Here is a 22036-nt window from a genome sequence, read left to right on the forward strand (position 1 = left end):
AGCTTCATGACCTCGACGATCCCCGAGTTTCCGCAACTCCTCGACACGGTAGCAAGCCTTGCAGACGACTTCGCGCTGACCGCCGCACATCACGACGAGACCGGGGAATTCCCCTTCGTCAATTTCGACCGGCTTCACCAGGCCGGGCTGCTTGGCCTGGTGACGGCGCGCGAGCATGGCGGCCTCGGTGGCGGGTTGACGGAAGCCCAGGCGGTGATCGCCGAGATCGGCCGTGGCGAGCCATCGACGGCGCTGGTGCTGGCCATGCACTACAACAGCCAGTACGCGCTGCGGAAATCCGGAAAATGGCCGCGCCATCTGGTTCAGCGGATTGTCGAGGCCGGCCGTCACGGCCCTGCCCTGATCAACGCCGCGCAGGCCGAGCCGGGGATCGGCTCGCCCGCCCATGGCAAGTCGCCCGAAACCATTGCCCGGCGCGACGGCAATGTCTGGCGGATATCCGGCCACAAGAACTACGTCACCGGCATTCCTATTCTGAAATGGGTGAACTTGCTGGCGCTGACCGACGAGCCGCAACCGCGCCTCGCCTCGTTCCTGGTGCCGACCAACGCACCCGGATTGCGTATCGAAAAGAAGTGGAACGCCGCCGGCATGCGGGCCACCGCCAGCGACGATATCATTCTGGATAATGTTGCTGTTCCTGCCGAAGACATTACCGAGACACAGCCGGCGTCCGAACCGCTGAGGCGCGAAGAGGGTTCGACAGCGTTCTTCTTTTCACTGATCGGCGCTGTCTATCATGGTGCGGCTCGCGCTGCCCGCGACCGGCTGGTCTCTTTCGTCACCACGCATGCGCCGGCGAGCCTCGGCGCGCCGCTGTCGACCGTGCCGCACATCCAGGCGGGGCTTGGCGAGATCGAGGTCCGGCTTGCGACCAGCACGCGGCTGCTGCGTTCGCTCGCCGAAGACGTCGATGCCGGCCGACCTGTCGGCACCGACGGCATGACAGTCCGGCATGTCGTCATCGACAATGCCGTCGCTGTCACCTCGCTGGCACTGGAGCTCGCCGGCAATCCCGGCCTTAACAGAGATTTCCAGCTCGAACGTCATCATCGCGATGCGCTGACCGCACGCTCGCACGCGCCGCAGAACCACATGATCCGGACGATCGCCGCCAAGGCGACGCTCAGTCGCCATGCCGCCCGGCAACCTATCGCCGAGGCACCGGCTATTGCCACTGGCAAGCCCAGGCTTGCGGCGGTCGGCTGAGCGCGATCCGATGGCAACGGAACATGTCGAAGTCGCTGTCATCGGCGGAGGTCCCGGTGGCCTGACACTGGCGCAGGGCCTGAAGAAGAACGGCATCCGAGTCGCGGTCTTCGAGAAGGATCGCGCCCGCACCGATTATGTCCAGGGCTTTCGGCTGCGCATCCGCCAGCGCGGCATCGATTCGCTGATCGCCAATTTGCCGGCAGAGCTCTACGAGGCTTTTGTCGCCACGCTCGGCCAGGCGCCGGACCGAAACATCCTGCTCGACGAGAATTTCGCGACCTTGGGCGACGATGCCTGGGGCGGCGGAAACACGCTCGGCGAGGCCGACGACACGCATATCGAAAAGTCGGTGAGCCGTATCACGCTACGCCAGGTGCTGCTTTCCGGCCTCGACGGCGTCGTGCGCTACGGCAAGGTCTTTTCACGCTACGAGGAGCAGCCGGACGGCTCGGTAACAGCGCATTTCGAGAATGGCTCTTCAATCCATGCCGATGTGCTAGTCGGAGCCGACGGCGCCCGCTCGCGCGTGCGCCAGCAGCTGGTGCCGCATGCGCGGAGCTTCGACACCGGTGTGCGGCGCCTCGCCGGCAAGATGACGCTGCATGCGGCAGCCCTTCACCAGATCTCGCCGCTGCTGCTCGACTACAATGCCGGCGTCAGGCCGACGGAAGGTCACGGGCTGATGGTCACCAGCCATCGTGTCATTGTCGAGGCCTATCGCAAATATGGGCTGATCGGGCTGGACGACGACACCCACAAGGACATTGCCGGTTTCCATTTCAACAACACCACCAGCTATGTCTGGTGGAACACCGCCTATGAAAAGGACGAGCTTGCCACGGATGACGTATTGGCGAAGCTCTCCGGCTCCGAACTGCTTGATCTTCTGATTTCGAAGATCGGGCACTGGCATCCGGAGATCGTCAACCTTATTCGCTACACCGATCCGTCGACGGTGGCACTGCTGCATGTCCACAGCTCAGAGCCTGTCGATCCCTGGCCGACGAAACGGGTGACGCTGCTTGGCGACGCCATCCACGCCATGACCTATTTCCGCGCGCTTGGCGGCAACACCGCGATCTATGACGCCGGGCTGCTGGTGCCGGAACTGGTGGCCGCCAGACGCGGCGGCAAGCCGCTGCTCGAAGCCCTGTCAAACTATGAGGCGAAGATGCTGGAGCACGGCGCCAACGCGGTGCGGTCTTCGCTGACGGCGATGCAGAAGAACGTCCTCTCGGGCCGCCGCCAAAAGGAAGCCGCCGAATAGCGGCCTCGAAAAATCGACTGACAGCTCTCCTGCCTTTACGCTGCTTCCACCAGGCTCGCCGACTGGAAGTCATGCAGGAGGATGGCGATCTCGAAGCCGCGCCGCTGCAGCCAGTGCGCCGTCGTCGCCGCGCGGACGCCAAGCAGATCGTCGATCAGCACGACGCGGGCGCCGCGCACGGCGATGGTGCGGTAGGCGACGCCGAGCAACTGCCCGCCCTCCGACGAGATCGAGCCAGGAATGTGGCCTGCCGCGAATTCCTCCGGCGTGCGCACGTCGAGAAGGTAGGTGGTCCGCTTGTCGTCCTTCGCCCAGACCGTCGCCGTTGCAGGGTCGACGCGGGGAAAACTGTCGCCTTCGGCAAGTTTTGCGATGTGCTCACCGGCGAAGCGCTTCGCATCCTCGCTTGCCGGACCGTAGGCCGCGGTCTTGCCGATTTCGAGCGCAAGACCGGCCTCGCGCCATGCCTTGGTGCCGTCGTGCAGATAGGCGACCTTGTTGGGCACGCCGGCGTCAATCAGCGTCTGCGCGCCGATGATGGCGCGCGGCAGGCCGGCGCAAGAGACGACCACCTGCGTCTTCGGCGATGGCACCAGGTCGGCAAAGCGCAGCACCAACTCGGCACCCGGCACGCTGATGGCGCCCATCACGTGGTCCTTGTCGAACTCCACCACCGTCCGGCTGTCGAGGACGACCACATCGGCGCCTTGGCGCTTGAGTGCCGCAAGTTCTTCGGCGGTGATGACCGGCGTGCCCTTCTCGTCGCGGATCGCCAGCGAAAAATCGACGCCCGGCGTATCGAAGGTCGGTAAGTCATCAATTCCGTCACGCGTCCATTCCGGAATTCCACCGGCCAGCGCAAACAGTTGGGTACGGCCATGCCCGACCAGTCTTTCGACAAGTTGCTCGGCGAAGCCGCTGCCGTCATCCGCCAGCACGGTGCGCACCGACTTGCGCGGGACAAAGCGGTCGATTTCCGCTTCGACCTGAGCCGCGGGCAGATTGGTGGCGAACAGCGGCGATGCGTATCCGACAGTCGCGCTGTCGCGGATATCCAACACCGCCAGTTCCTCGCCATCCGCCAGCCATTGGCGAAACGTGCTGGAATCGATCGTCCTGTCGCTCATGATGCTTTCCTCTCTTGCTGTTCGGCAGCGCCACGGAGCGGACGCGCAAGGCCGAGATTCTCGCGCAACGTCCTGCCTTCGTAAGCGGTCCGGAACAGGTCACGCCGCTGCAGTTCCGGGATGACTAGGTCGACGAAATCGGTCAGGCCCGTCGGCAGGATCGGCGGCATGACGTTGAAGCCGTCGGCTGCCCTGCCGACGAACCACTCCTCCATCATGTCGGCCACATCCTTTGGCGTGCCGACGATCTGGAAATGGCCGCGCGCGCCGGCAACGGCGAGATACAATTGTCGGATGGTCAGGTTCCGGCTCGCGGCAAGCTCGGAAACGACTTTCAGGCGACTCTTCACCGCATCGGAACTGCCGAGTTCCGGCAATGGTCCGTCGAGTGGATGGCCGGAGAGATCGACGCCGCCGAGCAATCCGGAGACCAGTGCGACGCCGACCACCGGATCGACCAGGCGCTGGATGGCGTCGAACTTGTCCTCGGCCTCCGTGCGCGTCGGCGCAACGACCGGGAAGACACCGGGCATGATCTTCAAGGAATCGGCAGAGCGGCCGAAGGCGCCCAGCCGGCCCTTCAGCTCGCTGTAAAAACCGCGCGCCGATTCGATGGTCGGATGAGCGGTGAAAACCACCTCAGCCGTCCTGGCCGCAAGGTGCTGGCCGGCATCGGACGAACCGGCCTGGACGATGACGGGATGGCCCTGCGGCGGACGGGCGACGTTGAGCGGCCCTTTGACCCGGAAATGCCGGCCAACATGGTCAGGGGCATGGATGCCATGCCGGTCGATGGCGATGCCTAAAGCCTTGTCGGCGACGAAGGCGTCGTCGTCCCAACTGTCCCATAGCTTCTGTGCCACGGCCACGAACTCCTCGGCGCGGTCGTAGCGATCGGCATGGACGGGATGCTGGTCGCGGCTGAAATTCGCGGCCGCCGGTGCATCGGCCGAGGTGACGACATTCCAGCCCGTCCGGCCGCCGCTGAGATGATCGATCGAAGCGAACAGCCGCGCCAGGTGGAAAGGCTCCCAATAGGTGGTCGAGGCTGTCGCCACGAGCCCGATTCTCTGCGTGACGGTCGAGAGCGCCGACAAAAGCGTCAGCGGCTCGAAATGCACGACATGGCCGGTGCGTTCGAAAGTCTCAATCGGCTGCTCGCCATTGCGCGCACTGAGACTGTCGGCGAGAAACACCATGTCGAAGAGACCGCGCTCGGCGGTGCGAGCGGCGTCCGCATAGTGCTGAAAACTCAGGCCCGGATTGGCCGGCACATCGGGATGGCGCCAGGCAGCGACATGATGGCCGGGTCCGCGGACGAAGGCTCCAAGCCTAATCTTTCGATCTTCAGTCATCAGCAGCTCTCGGGCTGGTCGCAAAGGGCTTTCCTATCTAGCGCCTGCCAAACACGCTGAGCGAAAGAATGCCTTTCACCGGCTGGCAATTATTGTTTTTTGACATCGGGTTATGGGACAGCACGATGGTCACCGCCGAGGTGATGGCTAGAGCCACCGACCGCCGGCGTTGCAAAGGTTCCTGATGCTTCATACCTCCTCCTCCCCGCCTTCGATCATCTCTCCGCGTTCGATCCCTCGCTCAGTTATCATCGTCGGCGGTGGCTTTGCCGGCGCCGTCACCGCGATCAAGCTGCTTGACCGTTCGACCGAGCCGCTGGCGATCACCATCATCGAGCGCCGAGCCCAGCTCGGTCGCGGCGTCGCCTATGGCACCGCCGATCCGCAACACCTCGTCAACGGCGCGGCGCGCATCTTCTCGCTGCATCCGGACGACCCCGATCACCTCGTTCGCTGGCTGCTGGCAAATGGACCCGACCACGGCTGGGCGCCGCCCGCGGATGTGCCGGACTCGAGTCCGCCGCGTTGGCTGTTCGGCAGCTATGTCCAGTCGGAACTGACCAGAGCTGTCAGAGAAGCAGACGGGCGTTCCTCGCTGCGCCACATCAAGGCATCCGCCGTCGATATGCTGACCGGTCCGTCCGGAGTCTGCGTCGGCACCAGCGACGGGCAGCAATTGCTGGCGGATGAGGCCGTGCTGGCGACAGGGGTTTTTCAGAGCGAGCCGCCCGCCACGGAAGCGCTCATAATCAACGATCACCGCTATGTCGCAAATCCCTGGGATCCGGCGTCACTCGACCGGCTCGCCGGCAGCAAGCAACTGCTGCTCATCGGTGCCAGCCTGAGCATGGTCGACGTCGTCGCCAGCATGGAGGCGCGCGGCTTCGAGGGTAGCTATCGCGTCGTGTCGCGCCGGGGACAAATTGTCGAGCCGCGGCGCAACACCGAGGCTTGGCGCGACTTCCTCACCGACCGGCCATTGCCGAAAACGACCAGGGCGCTTCTCGCCCTGGTCAAGGCCGAACGTCGCGCGATCACGGCCGCCGGACTGGATTGGCAAGGACTGCCGCTGGCGATCCGGCCCTGGATCCTGGCCTTGTGGCAAAGCGCCGCCGACAGGGAGCGTCTGACGTTCACGCGCCACCTTCGCGCCTTCTGGGATGTCACCGCGCACCGGGCGGCACCGCCAAGCTTCGAGCGCGTTGCACTGGCGCAGAAGCAAGGCCGCTGGGCGGGTGGAGCCGGACGGGTGCTGGCACTGTATCCGGAAGCCGGCGGCATCGCCGCCGAGATCCGCTGGCGCGATACCGGCGCGGTCGAATGGCTGCGTTTCGATGGTGTCGTCAACTGCCGTGGCCATCAGGAACATGACTGGCGGCGGATCGCCGATCCGTTCGTTCGCAGTCTGCTCGAGAACGGCGTCGTCAGACCGCATGCAACCGGCTTCGGCATCGACGCCACGCATGACGGCCAGGTGATTTCCCGAGACGGCAGAACCCATGGCAATCTGTTCGCCATCGGCCATCCTCTGCGCGGCGTCGCCTGGGAATCGAGTTCGATCGGCGAACAGTTGGCGCAGGCCATCGCCCTTGCCGGCCTTCTGCTTGAGGCCAGCCCAAGGCTGCGCGCCCTGGCCTGACCGTTCTGCCCTCAAGACAACAGAAGCAAAAAGGGTCGCATCGGCCCTTTTTTCTTCCTGATCGCCGCAGTTCAGGCGTTCGGATCGATATAGGCGTCAGCGAAATTGGCCGACAGGCCTTCGGCGCCGGGCGCGTAGTTCCTGACCGTTTTGCGCGCGATAATGATGGTCGGCGGCGCGATCAAATTGATGATCGGCAACTCGTCGGCAATGATCTCCTGGAACTTGAAGAACAATTGCTTGCGCTTGGCGTCGTCGAGTTCCACCGATGCGGCTTCCAGCAGCCGGTCGACCTCAGGGTTCTGATAATGCGCGCCGTTGGAGAACGGCAGCCCCTTCTTGATGTTCTTCGACCAGTAGAGCCGCTGCGCGCCGGCGCTCGGATCGAAGATGTTGCCGCAGGATTCCGTCGACAGATCCCACGTACCGTCGGTGTAGATGGTTTTGACATAGGTGCCGAAGTCGAATTTTTCGATCTCGGCATCGATGCCGATCTTGGCCAATGCCTGCTTGAGGAAGTCGGCATAGCCCCACGGGTTATAGGGATTGTTGGTGAGCCTGAGCTTGAAGCGGATGCCGTCCGCTCCCCGCTTGAAGCCGGCCTCATCGAGCAGTTTTTCCGACAGCGCCGTATCGAACGTCGCGGCCTTCACGTCGGGATCGAAATACTTCTTGTTGACGACGCTGATCGGTGTCGGCGACACTTGGCCGTAGCCATAGAAGACAATGGCATTCACCGCGTCGAGGTCGATCGCGTGCGCGATTGCCTGACGGACTTTCTTCTCCTTCAGGATCGGGTTTTCGAGGTTGATGATCAGCTGGTGCAGCGGGCCGCTATAGGCGAAGACCGTGCTGTCGACGACGAATTGCGGCAGCGCCTTGAAACGCTCAAGATCGGCAAACGCCACCGGGTTCGGCCCGATGTCGACCTCACCCGTCTCCAGTGCGGCGGCGCGTGCCCCCGGATCGGTGATGAAGCGGAAGATGATCCGGTCGAGATAGGGTTTGGGCGCATCCCAATAGGTCGGATTCTTTTCGACGATGATGTGGCTGCCCTTCACCCATTCCTTCAGCACGAACGGTCCGCTGCCGACGATCTGCTCGAAGGACGGATCGTCCGCCGGCTTCAGCTTCTCGTAGATATGCTTGGGCACCACAGGCGATTCCGTCGCAGCCAGCCCCGAGATCAACGCGGCGGACGGTTTCGACAATTTGATCTTCACGACATGCGGATCCGACGTGTCGATGTCGTTGACGTTCTGGAAGGTGATACGCCCGCGCGGATGTGCTTCGCGCAGCCGCGAGATCGAGAAGGCCACGTCCTCGGAGGTCAGATCATGGCCGTCGCTGAACTTCACGCCTTGGCGCAGCTTGAAGACATATTCGAGCCCGTCGTTGCTGATCGACCATTCGGTGGCCAGTTGCGGCCGCGGATTGAGATCGTAGTCGTAGGCGAGCAGGCCGTCGAAGATCTTCGGACCGATGGTGGCCGGCCCGCCGGCGCTGGTGTTGATGGAAACGATCTGGTTGGGCTCGGGATAATAGACGAAATTGAGCGTGCCGCCGGCCACCGGCTTTGCGTCTTCGGCGAATGCCCCGGCTGGAAGTCCGGCACTCGCGCCGGCCAGCAGCAGGAACTGATTGAACAGGCGTCGGTTGATGGTCATGGACGGTACTCCGCGTTTTCGCGATTTATCTTTCATGGAGAAAAGTCGGGATCGGCATTGGCACGCGCCGATCCCCGCCAAAGCGATCCAAGCACCTATGCGGTTGGCGCGAGCCATATCTGCGCGAAGCTGTTGTTGATCCCTTGAGCGCCAGGGGCAAAATCCCTGACCTTCTTGTTGGCGACGATCTGGGCGCCGGCCGCGACGAGATCGACCGACACGACGTCGTCATGGATGATGTGCTGGAACTTGTACCAGAGCTCGCGGCGCTTGGTCTCGTCGGGCTCGATGGCGGCGGCTTCGAGGATCTTGTCGACCTCGGGGTTTGCATAGTGGCTGGCGTTGGAGAAGACGAGGCCGATCTTGAAGTTCTTGGACCAGTAGGCGCGTTGGACGCCCAGCGTCGGATCGAAGGTGTTCGACAGCGACTCGACCACCAGATCCCAAGCACGGTCGGTGTAGACGGTCTTCAGGAACGTCGACAGATCGAGCTTCAGGATCTCCGCATCGATGCCGACCGCCGCCAGCGACTGCTTGATGAAGTCGGCATACGAGGTCTGCAGGAAGGCGTTGTAGGCGAGCCTGAGCTTGAAGCGCGTGCCGTCGGCGCCACGCGGATAGCCAGCGTCGTCGAGCAGTTTCTCCGCCAGTTTCGGGTCGGGCTCGCGCGCCTTGATGCTCGGATCATACCATTTGGGCAGGGCGGTGCTGATCGGGCTCGGCGATACCTGCGCATAGCCGTACAGAGCGATGTCGACCAGCTTCTGCAGGTCGATCGCGTGGGCAATGGCCAGGCGCACGTCGCGCTTGGTCAGGATTTCGTTCTCGTAGTTGAAGAACAATTGCTGCTGCGGGCCGGAATAGGCGTAGGTGTTGGTGTCGACGACCAAAGCCGGGTTTGCCTTCAGCCGCTCGATATCGGCCAGCGGCACGGGATTGGCGCCGATATCGATCTCGCCGGTTTCGAGAGCCGCCGAGCGCGCGGCCGGATCGAGGATGACGTGCAGCACCACATGGTCGAGATAGGGCCTGGGCGCGTCCCAATAGTTCGGATTGCGGTCGAAGATCAGATGGCTGCCGGGTACCCATTCCTTGAGCACGAACGGGCCGGTGCCGATCGTCTGTTCCAGCTTGGGCTGTTCTGCCGGCTTGAACGTCTCGTAGACATGCTTCGGCACGATCGGCGATTCTGAGCTGCTCAGCGCCGTAACCAGATAGGGTGCCGGTTTTGACAGCACGATGATGGCCGTGTGCGGATCAGGCGTTTCGACCGCCGTCACGTTCTGGTAGGTGATGCGGCCGCGCGGATGCGCCTCCTTCAGCCGGAAAATGGTGAAGGCAACATCTTCCGAGGTGAAGTCCTTGCCGTCGTGCCATTTAACACCCTCGCGCAGCTTGAAGGTGTAGCGCAGGCCGTCGTCGCTGATCGACCATTCCGTCGCCAGCAACGGTTTCGGGTTGAGGTCATAGTCAAAATCCAGCAGGCCTTCGTTCACCTTGGGACCGATCGCCTGGCCGGTGCCCGACGAGGTGTTGATGGCGATCAGCGAGGTGGGATCGGGATAATAGGCCCAGTTGAGCGTGCCGCCCTGGACGGGCGTACCTTCGGCGGCAAAGGAAAGGCCGGGCAATGCGAAGCTCGCACCGCCAAGCAGCAAGAGCTGGTTGAAATGACGACGATTGACAGACATGGTCCTGAGCTCCGGAAAACGGCTTCGATGGGCATCCGGCGGCCGAACGCACTCCGGCGCCTCGATGCGATGATCCCCGCCACGCTGCAAAACCGGAAGAATGATTTTCTATCGTCTGCCGAAAGCGGCGCTTCGCACGACCGTTTCATTCCAGGACCAAGCGAGCCGGCCGACGCCCAAATCAGCGCTCCGATCTTATTTCTACAAGAATAGTAGACATTAGGATTTTTTAGATTTCCGTTCCCGCTCGCGTGATGCGGCGGCAAACCAAATTTTCCGCCGGGGGCTTTGGCGCAAAGCCCGCCCTCGTCGCGCCGGGCCTGAACGTGTTGAATGCGCCTCATGGTTGATCTCATTCGCGCAAGACCGAGGAAGCTGCGGCCGACGCTGGCGAGACTGCCGCCATTGACCTCGCTTCGCGCTTTTGTCGCAACCGCCCGCCATTTGAGCTTTACGCGGGCGGCCGAAGAACTCCATGTGACGCCCGCCGCCATCGGCCAGCAGATCCGCCTGCTCGAGGATCATCTCGGTCAACCGCTGTTCCACCGCAACCGCGGCGAGCTTCTGCTGACCTCGGCCGGCCAGGCGCTGATGCCCGGCCTCACCGAGGCTTTCGACGTCGTTGTCGAGTCGGTCGCACGGATTTCCGGCGACGAGGAGGATGCGCCGATCAAGGTCTCGGTCGCGCCCTCTTTTGCCAGCAAATGGCTGATCCCGCGCCTCGATGCGCTGCGCGATGCGGTCCCCGGCCTCGAAGTGCTGGTCGATGCATCGACGCGACTTGCCGACTTCGCCAGCGAAGACATCGACTGTGTCATTCGTTACGGGCCGGGCGCCTATGGCGGCCTGCTCACGGAACGCCTGTTTTCGGAAGCGGTGCTGCCCGTCTGCAGCCCGGAATTTGCTCGCATGCACGGCCTCTATCGCGGGCCAGAGGGGCTGCGTGACGCGCCGATCCTGCATGAGGACGGACCGGAACGCGACCCGAGCTGCCCCGACTGGAAGGGCTGGCTCAGATCCAACGGTCTGTCCAGCCGCCTCGTCGAGGGCGGCATTCGGCTTAGCCAGTCATCGCTGGTGCTCGACGCGGCCGTTGCGGGCAAAGGCATCGGTCTCGGCAAATTCCGGCTGGCCGAGCCTGACCTTGCCGCAGGGCGGCTGGTCAGTCCGTTCGGCTCACCGCAGCCGGTCGAGTTTTCCTATTATTTCGCGACGACGGCGCACAAGGCAAAGCTGGAGATGGTCGAGCGCTTTCATGGCTGGCTGAAGGCCGAGGCGCGCCAGCTCGGCGCTCTCGACTTCACGCCGCCGGTAGCGCTTCCGGCTAGTATCGCCATCATCGCGGCGGAATAGCCTCGGTCTCGCAAACAAATGGCACTCGGCTATTTCAGCTTGAAGCCCAGGGCCTTGAGGGCATCGCCGAGGCGATCGCGGCCTTTCAGCGCTGCCGTGCTGCCGATGCGGTTCGACATCAGCTCCGTCCAGTCGACCACGGGCATGGCCTGCTCCCGCTGAAAGGTACGAAGCGTCTGATTGTAGGCTGCAAGATCGTCCGGATCGAGGTCTGACTGGTAGCGCTCGCGATGCAGCACCAGACGCTGCGGCAGTCTGGGCTTGATATCGGTCGCAGCCAGGAGATCGGGATAGCCGACAGTGACACCGAACACCGCCACGGTTTCCGGCGGCAGGCCAAGCTCTTGCGCCACATCCTCGGGATGATTGCGCATCGCGCCTATGTAGCAAGAGCCAAGCCCGAGTGAGTCGATTGCCACCACGGCATTCTGTGCGGCGAGCGCTGCGTCGATCACGGCCAGCAGAAAACTTTCCTGATAGTCGAGCCCCTCGCCCGCCCGGCCATTTGCCTCGGCAATGGTGCGCAGCCGCGACAGGTCGGCCAGCCAGACGAGCAGCAGCGGCGCCTGCTCGATATGGCGATTGACCGCCGCCAGTCCGGCAAGCCGCGCCTTGCGCGCCGGATCCTCGACGGCAACGACACTCCACGCCTGGAGATTGGACGAAGTCGGCGCCGACTGGGCGGCGGCGACGATCAGCTCCAGCGTCCCGTCGGGCAGCGGCGTGGCGAGATAGTTGCGGACCGAGCGATGCGAAAGGATCGCCTCGAGGGCTTCGTTCCAGTTTCCGGTATGCGCGCTTTGCGGCGCTCGATAACGCCGCCGTAGCGCCGCTTCGCCATGCAGGTCGGCGTCGGAAGGGCGGATGCTGAAGGCGGCCGGCTGTGACATCGTCTTCCCTATTTGGCAATCTGGCTTATCGGCTAGCTGGCACGTGGCATGCCGATTGATTGAAGTGGCACAGGTCACATCAAAATGGCATTGGATGCGCCCTGTACGCCTCGCCGATCCGTGCCAGTATCTCCGGCGACAGTGCGATCGAAGCCGCATCGAGCGCATGGTCGAGTTGTTCCACGCTCGTCGCCCCGACGATGGGGACAACGGGAAACGGGCGAGACCGCACGAAAGCGACTGCCATCGTCACGGGGTGGATGCCAGCCTCCTGGGCGATCGAAACATAGGCATCGACCGCCGGCCACACCCTCGGCGTGCAACGGCCGCCGAGATCGCCGTTGAGTGCGCGACGCGATCCTTCCGGCGAGTAGTCGGGGCGGTATTTGCCGCTGAGCAGGCCCGCTCCCGCCGGCGAATAGGCAAGCAGCGTTACCCCCTCGTTCACGGCAAGCTCCGCAAGGTCAGTATCGTAGTACCGGCAGAGCAGCGAATATTCGTTCTGGATCGTCAGCGGGCGAGGACCGACACCGTCGTCGGCGAGGCGCAGCCACTGCGAGATGCCCCATGTCGTTTCGTTCGATAGCCCGAAATGCCTGATCTTGCCTTCATTGCGAAGCGCGGCGAGCGTTTCCAGGCATTCGGCCATGCCGGCAACGGTCTCCGCCTTCACCTGTCCGGACGGATCGAAGCTCCAGACCCGGCGAAAATGATAGTGACTTCGGTTGGGTACGTGGAGTTGGTACAGATCGATGTAATCCGTCCTCAACCGGCGCAGTGAGTTCTCAACCGCGGTCCGCAGCGTTTCGGCGGTGATCTTCGCGCCGCCGCGCACGACGTCCTGGCCGAGACCCGACACCTTGGTGGCGATAACCAAATCGTCACGGCGGCTTCTCGGCGCGAGCCAGCTTCCAATGTAGCTTTCGGTTCGACCGACCGAGTCTTCGCGAACCGGGTTGACGGGATAGACCTCCGCGGTGTCGATGAAATTCACGCCACGCTCGACGGCACGATCAAGCTGTGAGTGCGCCTCGGCCTCGGTGTTCTGACGACCCCAGGTCATCGATCCCAGGCAGATCGAACTCACCTGCGGGCCTTCTGGACCCAAAATCGTTCTCTTCATCCAAACCCTTCCCTGCACGCTACTTCCCTCGCCGGCACTTACCGGTTCAAGAGGTGCGGTCTAGACCCCATTGCGCAAAAGCGGAAGCAACTGATCGCCTTGCCGCTTGATCTCGGAGAGATACGGCGTGTCCGAGAGCACGAAGTGCGTGATGCCCAGATCCCGGTACTTGCCGAGCGAGCGGGCGACGTCGACGGCCGAGCCGACCAGCCAGGTGGTGCCGGCGCCGCCGCCGCCATACTTGCCCGGGGCCGTATAGAGGTTGTCGTCCAGCACCTCGCCGCGCGCGTGCAGATCGAGCAGACGCTGCTGACCCGCCGCTACCGCCCGACCGTGATCGTTCCAGCCGGCGCCCTTGGCCTTGGCCATCTCGTCGACCTTCGCCTCGGCGTCCGCCCAGGCCTGCCCAGCGGTGTCGCGGACCAGCGTGGTGACCCGCAACCCGAATTCCAGAGGCGGGAGGTCTCGGTTTAGTTCCCTGCTCAAGGCTTTGAGCCGGTCGATCCGCTCCCGGACACCGTCGAGCGGCTCTCCCCAGAAGAGCTGGACATCCGCCTCGCTGGCCGACACCCGCTCGGCCGCCTCCGATGCGCCGCCGAAGTAGAGCTTGGGATGGCGACGATCGCCACGGACATGGATGCGGGGCATGACGGTAGACCCTGTGACCCGGAAATGCTCGCCCGCAAAGGTCACGTTTTCTTCGGTCCAAAGTCTGCGAACCAGCCGCATGAACTCTCTGGTGCGGGCATAGCGATGGTTCTGGTCGCCTTCGCTGTCGCCATACGCAGCGAGATTGTCCTTGCCCGACACTATGTTGATACGCACGCGACCGGCGGTCAGTTGGTCGAGCGTGGCTACGGCGGATGCGAAGTGCGCCGGCCGCCAGTAACCCGGGCGGATCGCGATGAGCGGCTCGAAGGAGTTGGTTCGCGCGGCGAGCGAGGCCGCGATGGTAAAAGTGTCGGGCCGACCCCAGCCGGTACCGATCAGCGCGCCCTTCCAGCCGTGTTCCTCAAGCGCCTTCGCGTGGCTGGTCAGCGTCTCCAGGCTGTTGTGGTTCTCGACGGCGGGCTCGCCGCGGTGACCAGGGTCGACCTGGTTCGGGATGTACCAAAGAAATTCGGTATCAGCGCTCATGGTCGGGCCTGTATTTTGGCCGGGCATGGAGGTCAATGGCAGGACCTTCCGCTCCGTTGTATTTTGATGACCATTCAATGGTTGGCCCAAGCAGCCCTGGCGCCTTGTGCGGCTGCGGTGCGAAACGGCTTTCGGGCCTGATAAGGCCGAGATGGTCGCGCAGCGTGCGCCCTTCATAGTCCGTTCGGAACAGGCCTCGCCGGCGCAGAATCGGCGCCACCGTATCGACAAAGACCTCCAGTCCGGTCGGCAGCACGTCCGGCATCAGGTTGAAGCCGTCGGCGGCGCCGGCGGCAAACCATCGTTCGATATCGTCGGCGATCTGCTCCGGCGTGCCGACGATGGTGCGGTGGCCGGTGCTGCCGTTCAGCGCCCGGATTAGCTGGCGAACGGTGAAATCGTTGTCGCGGGCAAGCGCCAGGGTGGCCTTGAAGAAGGTGTGGCCGCCGTTGGGAGGCAGTTGAATCCCTTCCGGCAACTTCTCGTCCAGCTTCAACCGCTCGCGATCGATGCCGAGCACGCCGGACAGCCGCCCAAGGCTGTAGTCGAGCGGGATGCGGTCCCACAGCTCTTCTTGCCGTCGCTCCGCTTCGGCCTCGGTGCTGCCGATGATGGTGGCCAGGCCGGCGAGATTGAGCGGCACACCGCCGGTGCGGCCGTAAATCTGGGCGCGTGTCTTCAGCTCTTGTGCATAGGAAAGCGCTTCTTCGAGGGATTGCGAGGCCGAGAAAACGGCTTCGGCATGGCGGGCCGCGAGGTCCTTGCCGTCGTCGGAACCACCGGCCTGGATGACCACCGGATGCCCTTGCGGCGAACGCGGCACATTGTGCGGCCCGTGCACCGAGAAATGTGCACCCTTGTGCTCGATGGCGTGAACCTTGGCGGCATCGACGAAGCGCCCGCTGGCGACATCGCCGATGAAGGCATCGTCCTCCCAGCTGTCCCACAATGCCTTGACGATCTCGGTGAATTCCGCCGCCCGCTCGTAGCGCCGGCCATGATCGATCGCACCGGTGAGGCCGAAATTGCGAGCCGAGGCGGGGTCGGCCGTGGTCACGATGTTCCAGCCGATACGCCCGCCGCTGACATGGTCGAGCGTCGCGAAGCGCCTGGCGATGTTGTACGGCTCGTTGAAGCTGGTTGAAGCGGTGGCGATCAGGCCGATGCGCTCGGTTGCGGCAGCAACCGTCGCCAGTACGATGGTCGGCTCCAGCGACGTGATCGGACGATAGTCGATGCGGTCCGAGATTGCCGCCTGGTCGGCAAGGAATACGGCGTCGAGCTTGGCGCGCTCTGCGATCTTCGCCACCTGCACATAGTGGTCGACGGTGAAGGCGGCGTACGGATCGACGCCGTCCATCCGCCATGCCGCCGGCGAGAAGCCGGCATGCAGGATATTGACGTTGAGATGGAGCTGCCGGCGGCTCATCGAAACACGCCGGGCTCGGGATAGGCGCCGGTCAGATACCAGGTGCCGACGGTGCGGGTCTTGTATTCGGCCGGGTTGTGCAAGGTGTGAATGCGTGCATTGCGCCAGAAGCGGTCGAAGCCGTATTTGCGCACCGCCGAGCGGGCGCCCATCACCTCGAAGATCTCGCTCGTGACTTCCAGTGCGACATCGCCCGCCAGCACGTTTGCCGCGGCGACGGCAACCGCCGCCTCGCCGCGCTCTTCCTCTGTCAGTGCCTTGCCGCGCGCGATCGCACGATCGATCGCCGCCGCCGCGCGATCGGCCAGTACCGTTGCTGCCCGCGTCTTGACCCAGAGTTCGCCATACTGCCGCTTGATCCATGGATCGTCGATATGGCGCTCGACGCCGGAATACATCCATGGCCGAGAACTGTTGATCGTGTAGTCGCGTGCCGCCAGCAGCGCGCCCTGGGCCGTGCCGATGAAGACATTGAGCAGCACGCTCTGCTGCTGCAATGGCCCGATGGTGCGGATAGGCAGCGACGCGTCGACCCAGCCGCGCACCAGTTCGCTGTCATGGATCCTGACGTTCTCATAGGCGACCTTGCCGCTGCCGGTCTGCGTCTGGCCGATGCCGTCCCAGTCGTCGAGGATGGTGATGCCTTCACGGTCCGCGGGGATCGCCGCGAATTTCCGCTCGCCGCTGACCTCGTCTTCCCACGAAGTCGAAAGATAGTCGGCGACATGGGAGCCAGAGGCAAAGGGCTTGAAGCCGTTGACGATTGTCCACTCGCCGTCCTTGCGACCGAACAGTGTTTTCGAAAAACTGTTGCCGGTATTGCCCCAGAACCAGTCGCCGGCGGCCGAACGCCGCAAAAGGTCGGCTGAAAGCGGCTCGTCTGAATTCAGCCTGGCTGCGATCAGCGCGCTGAAATGGTAGCCGTAGATGTGGCCGATCGAGCCATCGACCTTGGCGAACTCCCGGCCGATCTTCAGCGCCGTCGATAGGGCTCACCGGCGCCGCCGAATTCCTTGGGGATGACGATGGTGAGCAGACCGCTTTCCTTCAGCAGGCGTATCTGTTCGCTCGGCCTGCCGCCAAGCTGGTCGCGCTCGACCGCGTCGCGGGCAAAGATATCGCGAAGCTCGACCGCCTTGGCTGTCCATGGATTGGAAATATCGGGATCGAAGGTCATCTTGTCACTCGTGCAAATTCGGGAAGCCGTGGCGCTCGGCAAGCAGCGCAAGAATGCGCTTGGTGTCGTCGGCGAAAGCCTTGCCCTTGGCCGTCGGCAGGTCGGTGGGCGGATCGCTGCCGATGACGAGCGCCGGCAGGGACTGATGCCGTTCGCCAAGCGCGTCGATCACCTTGCCCCTCGGCCTCGCAAACGGAACGCGCTCGACGTCCAGTCTGGCGGCGAGATCGGGAAAGGCGGCGAGCAGCCCTTCGACCTGGTTGCAATAGGGACAGACGAATGTCCTGCCTGGATGTTTTGGGTCGGAGAAACCCGGCTGAATGAGAAAGAGCTTGTCGCGCGCCATGGTCCGCCTATTCCGCGGCTGCCGCGGCACGCCGCGAAAAACGGTTTGCCGGCCGTTTCAGGCCGAGATTGTCGCGCAAGGTCCTGCCCTCATACTCTTCACGAAACAGGCTGCGGCGGCGCAGTTCCGGCACCACCAGCTCGATGAAGTCCTTCAGGCCGCCAGGCATGATCGGCGCCATGATGTTGAAGCCGTCGGCGCCGTAATTCTCGAACCGCTCTTCCATCGCGTCGGCGATCTGTTCCGGCGTACCGACCACCTGCCAGTGGCCGCGTGCGCCAGCGATGCGCAGATAGAGCTGCCGGATCGTCAGCTTCTCGCGCCGCGCCAGCTCGACCACCAACGCCTGCCGGCTCTTGCCGGCATTGGTCTCCGGCAATTCCGGCACAGGCCCGTCGAGCGGATAGGAGCTGAGGTCGAAGCCGCCGGCCAGCGCCGACACCAGGCCGAGGCCGACTTCCGGCTGGATCAGGTCCTGCAGCTGTTCGAATTTCTCCTGCGCCTCGGCTTCGGTCCGGCCGACGACCGGGAAGATGCCGGGCAGGATTTTCAGATCGTCGTCCGAGCGGCCATATTTGCCGAGCCTGCCCTTGACGTCGGCATAGAAGGCGGTGGCCTCGTCGAGCGTGATCTGCGCGGCAAAGATCGCTTCCGCCGTGCGCGCCGCCAGCTCCTTGCCGGGGCCGGACGCCCCGGCCTGAACGACGACGGGATGACCTTGCGGAGTTCGCGGCGTGTTCAGCGGACCTCGCACCTTGAATTGCTCGCCCTTGTGGTTCAGGACATGCAGTTTGTCCTTGTTGAAATAGCGCCCGCTTGTCCTGTCGCGTGGGAAGGCATCATCCTCCCAGCTGTCCCACAGGCCGAGCACGACATCTGCGAATTCTTCGGCGCGGTCGTAGCGGTCGCCATGCTGGATATGCGCCTCGTGTCCGAAATTGAAAGCCGCGTCCGGATCGGACGAGGTGACCAGGTTCCAGCCTGCGCGCCCGCCGCTCAGATGGTCGAGCGAAGCAAACTGGCGGGCCAGATTGTAGGGATCGGAATAGCTGGTCGAAGCGGTGGCGATGAGGCCGATGTTCCTGGTCACCGCCGACAGCGCGGAAAGTAGCGTGATCGGCTCGAACGGATAGACGCCGCTATGCGCCTTGCGGCTGGCGGCCTCGAGGTTGCTCAACCGCGCCGCGACGCCATCGGCAAAGAAGATCGCATCGAATTTGGCCGCTTCCGCCAGCCTGGCCAGTTCGACATAGTCGCCAAGGCTGGTCCCCTCACTGGCCGCCGGATGGCGCCAGGCCGCCACATGGTGGCCGGTGAAGAGCAGAAACGCTCCAAGCTTGAGTTTGTCCTTGCGCCTGGCCATGTCTTTCGCCTCCTCAGCGATACAGTCCGCCGACCGGGAATTCCCCGGTAAGCAACCAGGTGCCGATGGTGCGTTTCTTGTATTCGGCCGGATTGTGCAGCGTATGCGTGCGCACGTTGCGCCAGAACCTGTCGTAGCCATTGGCCTTGGTCGCCGAACGGGCGCCCATGACCTCGAAGACCTCGCTCGACGCATCAAGGCCGATTTGCCCGGCATAGACATTGGCAGTGGCGAGGTCGATCGCCGTCTGCCCCCGCTGCTCCAGGGTCAAGGCTTCGCCCTTGATATAAGCGGCATCGAGGCTGCGCGCCGCCACATCGGCGAGTTCGGCGGCAGCGAGCGTGCGGATATAGAGGTCGCCATATTTGCGTTGCACGAACGGGTCGTCCGTATGCTTCTCGTTGCCGGAATAGATCCAGGGGCGCGATTGCGAGACCGTGTAGTCGCGCCCTTCGCTCAGCGCTCCCTGCGCGCTGCCGACGAACAGATTGAGCAGGACCGCCTGCTGGAAAAGTGACGTCAGTGTCTGGAAGGGCGTCAGCGGCACCGCGGGCGAGCCGATCAGCTCATCGTCGCCGACATGCACGTCCTTGAATGTCACCTTGCCGGAACCCGTCTGGCGCTGGCCGACACCATCCCAGTCATCTTCGATGACGATGCCTTCGCGATCGGCCGGGATCGCCGCCGCCAGCCGGTCCTGACCGTCCTCCCAGGCAATTTGGATGTAATCGGCGATGTGTGAACCGGAAGAGAACGGCCGAAAGCCGCTGAGAATCCAGCCCTTGCCGTTGCGCTTGGCCGACGAGGTTTTCGACATGGCGTTGCCGGAATTGCCCCAGACCCAGTTTTCCTGGGCCGATCGTGTCAGCAGTTGGTCCTTCTGCGCCTGCGTGCCGCGAAACAGCACGCCGTTGAGCGGCAGATGATGATAGCCGTAGAGATGGGCGAGCGAGCCGTCGGTACGGGCGAATTCGCGCACGACGCGAAGCACCGACAGCCAGGAAGCGCCCTTGCCGCCGTAGCGCTTGGGAATCTGCGCCGACGGCAGGCCGCTCTCCTTCAGCAGGCGGATTTGCTCGACCGGCCGTCCACCGGCTTTGTCGCGCGCCACGGCATCACGGTCGAAGATACCGCGCAACTCGACAGCCGTGGCAACGAACGGGTCGGACAGGTCAGGGCTGAAGGTCATCTGCAATATCCATGAAAATGTGTCTATTCCGCCGCGATGGTCTGTGCCGGCTGCCAGACGGAAGAGGCATAGGCCTCCTCGCCGAATTCGGCCGGATGGCTGCCGGTTATGCGGCTCTCATGGCTGTCGAGGTCGGCGAGGAAGAGATCGCGGCTGATGCGCGCGACCACGGACGGTACATCGCGTTTGATCGATGGGACATCGCCAATCGGCAGGCCGAAACTGACGAAACCGCCGGGATTGAAGACATGGACATCCTTCAAGAACGGCGCCTCGCCCGGCGCCTTTTCGAGGAATTCATGGCCGAGACCGAGATAGGGATGGGCGCCGAAAAATTCATCGGCCTCGCCTTCCGGTGGTGCATACTGGTCACGCCACAGCCGGATTGTGGCGGCGAAATCGGAGAATTCCTGCTTGCGTGTCGGGTCGGCGAAGTAGCCGGTGCCGGCTATGATGAAGTCGAAAGCAAATGTCTCGCCGGCGATATCGGTGACGACCTTGCCGTCTTCGACATCCGCATTTGTCCAGGGGGCACCGAGATGCAGGTGGAAATTCTTGTGCCGCACCACCCGCTCCACGGCATCGGGTGGCGGCGTCGAACCGGCATCGCGAAACCGCAGCGCCTGACGCCAGCGCACTGCATCGGGCAGGCGCGGATAGTTGTCATAGGCGCCGGTATAGCCACGGACGCGGTTGATCGGCACGCTGGCGATGCTGGTGCGGCGGGCAAACAGACGCACCGATTTTGCCCCAACTTCGAGTGCCGTCGCGGCTGCGTCGAATGCCGAGGCCGCTGACCCAACGACAGCGATCGCCTTGCCCTTGAGCGAGCCAAAATCGATCGCAGCCGAACTGTGCGCGACAAAACCTTGAGGCAGAGCGGCGAGCACAGCCGGTAGCACCGCACCGCCGCTGCCGCCAAATCCATTGGCCAGGATGATCTTGCGCGTCGTTTCGACCAATGACCTGCCTTCCACCTCGAGGTGAAGACGAAGATGCCCATCAGCCGGCTCGATGCGCAGGAGGCGTGTGCCGTAACGAATGCCGATGCCGAGAAAGTCGCGATACCATTTCAGGTAGTTCGCCCAATCCGTCCGCGCGATGCGGTCGAAGCCGGCATAGGCCTCCGCACCGTGGCGGGCTTCGTACCAGGACTGGAAGCTCAAGCCCGGCAGGCCGAGTTCCGGTCCCGGCAGGCCTTTCGGCGTCCGCAACCTGTTCATCCGTGCATGGGTGAGCCAGATGCCGGCCTTGCTCTCATCCGGCGCGGCATCGATGACCGTGACCTTGCCGATGCCGGCGCGCCTCAACGCGAAGGCAAAGGTCGCGCCCGTCTGCCCGCCTCCGACGATGAAGACATTATGGTTGATGCCCTCGCGGTCCGGCACCCAGTTCTGCGGATCAGGGCCGATCAGCCGAAGTGTTTCGCGGGCGTGGAGATCTGGATCGGACGATAAAGCCATTTCGGTCCCGGCTGAAGTTCAAGCGTTGCGCCAAACTCCGCCCCGGTCGGCAAACAGTCCAGAAATGTCTGCTTTGATTGCCCGGTAGTTTTTTTCACTTGCATCCGATTTCACAATCGGGAGCGCCATCGGGCGAATGGAGATCAGAGCTTTCCAGGAGACGCGATACTACCCGGCCAGCGGATGGCCGGGCCGCAGCCGCGTTCTGCGGACCGCCGTGGGCGGAACAGCCTGTCCCGCGTCCCTACGCGGCCACCTGTAGAAACCTGTCCGTCGGCACGGACGGCCGTTTCACGAGCTTTCACTCGCATTCGCAAAAAGCCTTGGCCGATGCCGGAACGTGCTAACGTACCGTTCGCGCCGAAACGTCACCCGGAAAGCCATTTTCTGTATATATTTCAAAGTTTTGGCCTACAAAAAAGTACCGTCAGGCCGAGAAAACGGGTGACGGTACTTTCTCGGACATTGAGTCGCGTACGAAAAGTACCGGCAAAAGTACCGTCAGATTGATCTGCTGCCCTTCACACCCCAACAAGGCCCTCGTTTGCATGGGGCCAGAAAAATCAGTGACTTAGGCAGTCGGAGAC

General features: G+C 63.4%; 17 protein-coding genes and 1 pseudogene. 4 read left to right on the plus strand and 14 right to left on the minus strand.

The features are described 5' to 3' along the window. Positions 1-6 precede the first annotated feature (6 nt). Both AC0V7N_RS33070 and AC0V7N_RS33075 read left to right on the plus strand, forming a co-directional pair. Complete coding sequence (locus tag AC0V7N_RS33070; RefSeq protein ID WP_475452408.1) at positions 7-1230, plus strand: acyl-CoA dehydrogenase family protein; 1224 nt, start codon at positions 7-9, stop codon at positions 1228-1230. 10 nt (positions 1231-1240) lie between these two features. Beyond that, entirely contained in the window at positions 1241-2500 is a 1260-nt protein-coding gene (locus AC0V7N_RS33075; RefSeq protein WP_496627554.1) for an FAD-dependent monooxygenase, read from the plus strand. A 35-nt stretch (positions 2501-2535) separates the two neighbouring features. Here the strand turns inward: AC0V7N_RS33075 and AC0V7N_RS33080 are convergent, their stop codons facing one another. From AC0V7N_RS33080 to AC0V7N_RS33090, 3 genes are read right to left on the minus strand one after another with little or no spacing between them, the layout of a single operon-like run. Beyond that, positions 2536-3627: a rhodanese-like domain-containing protein gene (locus AC0V7N_RS33080; protein ID WP_475452410.1), complete on the minus strand. Its 1092-nt coding sequence runs from the start codon at positions 3625-3627 to the stop codon at positions 2536-2538. Next, positions 3624-4982: an LLM class flavin-dependent oxidoreductase gene (locus AC0V7N_RS33085; RefSeq protein WP_475452411.1), complete on the minus strand. Its 1359-nt coding sequence runs from the start codon at positions 4980-4982 to the stop codon at positions 3624-3626. The genes AC0V7N_RS33080 and AC0V7N_RS33085 overlap by 4 nt, the downstream gene beginning before the upstream one ends. A gap of 37 nt (positions 4983-5019) precedes the next feature. Beyond that, positions 5020-5175 carry a hypothetical protein gene (locus AC0V7N_RS33090; RefSeq protein ID WP_475452412.1) on the minus strand — a complete coding sequence of 52 codons (156 nt, stop codon included), beginning with the start codon at positions 5173-5175 and terminating at the stop codon, positions 5020-5022. Between AC0V7N_RS33090 and AC0V7N_RS33095 the strand changes: the two genes are divergently transcribed. Further along, on the plus strand, positions 5167-6621 hold the full coding sequence (locus tag AC0V7N_RS33095; protein WP_475452413.1) for an FAD/NAD(P)-binding protein: 1455 nt from the start codon (positions 5167-5169) through the stop codon (positions 6619-6621). The genes AC0V7N_RS33090 and AC0V7N_RS33095 overlap by 9 nt on opposite strands. A gap of 71 nt (positions 6622-6692) precedes the next feature. Here AC0V7N_RS33095 and AC0V7N_RS33100 read toward each other — a convergent pair whose 3' ends face one another. Then, a complete protein-coding gene (locus AC0V7N_RS33100) occupies positions 6693-8288 on the minus strand; it encodes an ABC transporter substrate-binding protein (protein ID WP_475452414.1) in 1596 nt (531 codons plus the stop codon). Between the two features lie 95 nt (positions 8289-8383). Beyond that, a complete protein-coding gene (locus tag AC0V7N_RS33105) occupies positions 8384-9979 on the minus strand; it encodes an ABC transporter substrate-binding protein (RefSeq protein WP_475452415.1) in 1596 nt (531 codons plus the stop codon). A gap of 342 nt (positions 9980-10321) precedes the next feature. On the opposite strand from AC0V7N_RS33105, the gene gcvA reads away from it, so the two are divergent. Next, entirely contained in the window at positions 10322-11332 is a 1011-nt protein-coding gene (gene gcvA / locus AC0V7N_RS33110; protein ID WP_475452416.1) for a transcriptional regulator GcvA, read from the plus strand. Positions 11333-11361: 29 nt separating this feature from the next. Here gcvA and AC0V7N_RS33115 read toward each other — a convergent pair whose 3' ends face one another. The 9 genes and pseudogenes from AC0V7N_RS33115 to AC0V7N_RS33155 all read right to left on the minus strand — a co-directional run bounded on the left by AC0V7N_RS33115 (position 11362) and on the right by AC0V7N_RS33155 (position 21449). After that, entirely contained in the window at positions 11362-12222 is an 861-nt protein-coding gene (locus tag AC0V7N_RS33115) for an NADPH-dependent oxidoreductase (RefSeq protein WP_475452417.1), read from the minus strand. A 79-nt stretch (positions 12223-12301) separates the two neighbouring features. Then, positions 12302-13345 (minus strand): aldo/keto reductase, encoded by a 1044-nt coding sequence (locus AC0V7N_RS33120; RefSeq protein ID WP_475452418.1) that lies wholly within the window; start codon positions 13343-13345, stop codon positions 12302-12304. Positions 13346-13405: 60 nt separating this feature from the next. Next, positions 13406-14482, minus strand: coding sequence for an LLM class flavin-dependent oxidoreductase (locus AC0V7N_RS33125; RefSeq protein WP_475452419.1), 1077 nt, complete (start codon positions 14480-14482; stop codon positions 13406-13408). Next, on the minus strand, positions 14472-15911 hold the full coding sequence (locus tag AC0V7N_RS33130; protein ID WP_496627555.1) for an NtaA/DmoA family FMN-dependent monooxygenase: 1440 nt from the start codon (positions 15909-15911) through the stop codon (positions 14472-14474). The genes AC0V7N_RS33125 and AC0V7N_RS33130 overlap by 11 nt, the downstream gene beginning before the upstream one ends. Then, a pseudogene (locus AC0V7N_RS33135) lies at positions 15908-17088 on the minus strand (acyl-CoA dehydrogenase family protein). Before AC0V7N_RS33135 ends, AC0V7N_RS33130 begins: the two are co-directional and overlap by 4 nt. A 4-nt stretch (positions 17089-17092) precedes the next feature. Then, positions 17093-17434, minus strand: coding sequence for a DUF3088 domain-containing protein (locus tag AC0V7N_RS33140; protein ID WP_475452422.1), 342 nt, complete (start codon positions 17432-17434; stop codon positions 17093-17095). 7 nt (positions 17435-17441) lie between these two features. Continuing rightward, positions 17442-18797 carry an LLM class flavin-dependent oxidoreductase gene (locus AC0V7N_RS33145; protein WP_475452423.1) on the minus strand — a complete coding sequence of 452 codons (1356 nt, stop codon included), beginning with the start codon at positions 18795-18797 and terminating at the stop codon, positions 17442-17444. A gap of 13 nt (positions 18798-18810) precedes the next feature. Next, a complete protein-coding gene (locus tag AC0V7N_RS33150; RefSeq protein WP_475452424.1) occupies positions 18811-19986 on the minus strand; it encodes an acyl-CoA dehydrogenase family protein in 1176 nt (391 codons plus the stop codon). A gap of 23 nt (positions 19987-20009) precedes the next feature. After that, entirely contained in the window at positions 20010-21449 is a 1440-nt protein-coding gene (locus AC0V7N_RS33155) for an NAD(P)-binding domain-containing protein (RefSeq protein WP_475452425.1), read from the minus strand. Between the last annotated feature and the right edge of the window lie 587 nt (positions 21450-22036).

It is taken from the genome of Mesorhizobium kamtschaticum (genome assembly GCF_056174585.1).

Excerpts from the sequence above, each read along its gene's own strand:
- AC0V7N_RS33095 (WP_475452413.1), top strand. The coding sequence starts at position 5,167 with ATGCTTCATACCTCCTCCTCCCCGCCTTCGATCATCTCTCCGCGTTCG.
- AC0V7N_RS33100 (WP_475452414.1), bottom strand. The coding sequence starts at position 8,288 with ATGACCATCAACCGACGCCTGTTCAATCAGTTCCTGCTGCTGGCCGGC.
- AC0V7N_RS33075 (WP_496627554.1), top strand. The coding sequence starts at position 1,241 with ATGGCAACGGAACATGTCGAAGTCGCTGTCATCGGCGGAGGTCCCGGT.
- AC0V7N_RS33085 (WP_475452411.1), bottom strand. The coding sequence starts at position 4,982 with ATGACTGAAGATCGAAAGATTAGGCTTGGAGCCTTCGTCCGCGGACCC.
- AC0V7N_RS33120 (WP_475452418.1), bottom strand. The coding sequence starts at position 13,345 with ATGAAGAGAACGATTTTGGGTCCAGAAGGCCCGCAGGTGAGTTCGATC.
- AC0V7N_RS33115 (WP_475452417.1), bottom strand. The coding sequence starts at position 12,222 with ATGTCACAGCCGGCCGCCTTCAGCATCCGCCCTTCCGACGCCGACCTG.
- AC0V7N_RS33070 (WP_475452408.1), top strand. The coding sequence starts at position 7 with ATGACCTCGACGATCCCCGAGTTTCCGCAACTCCTCGACACGGTAGCA.
- AC0V7N_RS33080 (WP_475452410.1), bottom strand. The coding sequence starts at position 3,627 with ATGAGCGACAGGACGATCGATTCCAGCACGTTTCGCCAATGGCTGGCG.
- AC0V7N_RS33125 (WP_475452419.1), bottom strand. The coding sequence starts at position 14,482 with ATGAGCGCTGATACCGAATTTCTTTGGTACATCCCGAACCAGGTCGAC.
- AC0V7N_RS33140 (WP_475452422.1), bottom strand. The coding sequence starts at position 17,434 with ATGGCGCGCGACAAGCTCTTTCTCATTCAGCCGGGTTTCTCCGACCCA.
- gcvA (WP_475452416.1), top strand. The coding sequence starts at position 10,322 with ATGGTTGATCTCATTCGCGCAAGACCGAGGAAGCTGCGGCCGACGCTG.
- AC0V7N_RS33150 (WP_475452424.1), bottom strand. The coding sequence starts at position 19,986 with ATGACCTTCAGCCCTGACCTGTCCGACCCGTTCGTTGCCACGGCTGTC.
- AC0V7N_RS33090 (WP_475452412.1), bottom strand. The coding sequence starts at position 5,175 with ATGAAGCATCAGGAACCTTTGCAACGCCGGCGGTCGGTGGCTCTAGCC.
- AC0V7N_RS33130 (WP_496627555.1), bottom strand. The coding sequence starts at position 15,911 with ATGAGCCGCCGGCAGCTCCATCTCAACGTCAATATCCTGCATGCCGGC.
- AC0V7N_RS33105 (WP_475452415.1), bottom strand. The coding sequence starts at position 9,979 with ATGTCTGTCAATCGTCGTCATTTCAACCAGCTCTTGCTGCTTGGCGGT.
- AC0V7N_RS33155 (WP_475452425.1), bottom strand. The coding sequence starts at position 21,449 with ATGGCTTTATCGTCCGATCCAGATCTCCACGCCCGCGAAACACTTCGG.
- AC0V7N_RS33145 (WP_475452423.1), bottom strand. The coding sequence starts at position 18,797 with ATGGCCAGGCGCAAGGACAAACTCAAGCTTGGAGCGTTTCTGCTCTTC.